Here is a 474-nt window from a genome sequence, read left to right as displayed (position 1 = left end):
AAAAATTGTTGGCTAAAATTGCGAGGAACGAAGCTAGCCAACTGTTTAGCGTCCGTTTGAATAGCTTGTTATGTGGCAACTATCTACAGCTCAACAAACCATTCTTTTGAGTTTGGATTTGTAACAATTACCAGATTATCTATTGCATCTGATTCTTGCCAAACAATAAAATTTTTTCTATTGCTAAAGATAAACTCGATGGCTCTAAAGTTTTCCTTTTCAACTATCTTTGTCACTTGAATAGTCTCACCTAAAAATCCCCACAATAGGACAGAAATATTTTCAGATAAATCTTCTAGATGGTCGATAGATTTCGAAATATAATAATTTGTACCAACATGAAAAGTAGTGGCTTTACCATCTTTCTCTCCATCAAATACTAAATTGTAGAATGCAGTGCCAAAATGAACTGCCTCAAGTTGAAACCCATTTAATTGCTCAATTCCCACGGATGCCTCCTTGCCACATAACGCC

General features: G+C 35.4%; 1 protein-coding gene. It reads right to left on the bottom strand.

Going from position 1 to position 474, the window contains the following annotated elements; genetic code table 11:
- Positions 1-83 precede the first annotated feature (83 nt).
- On the bottom strand, positions 84-474 hold a 391-nt coding region (locus tag H4J69_RS19665), incomplete at its 5' end, for a hypothetical protein (RefSeq protein WP_220469607.1).

The sequence above is a fragment of the Colwellia sp. BRX10-9 genome (genome assembly GCF_014077405.1).
GTDB lineage: Bacteria > Pseudomonadota > Gammaproteobacteria > Enterobacterales > Alteromonadaceae > Colwellia_A.
Note: the sequence above shows the minus strand (reverse complement) of the source record. Positions and strands in the feature narration are given on the sequence as shown.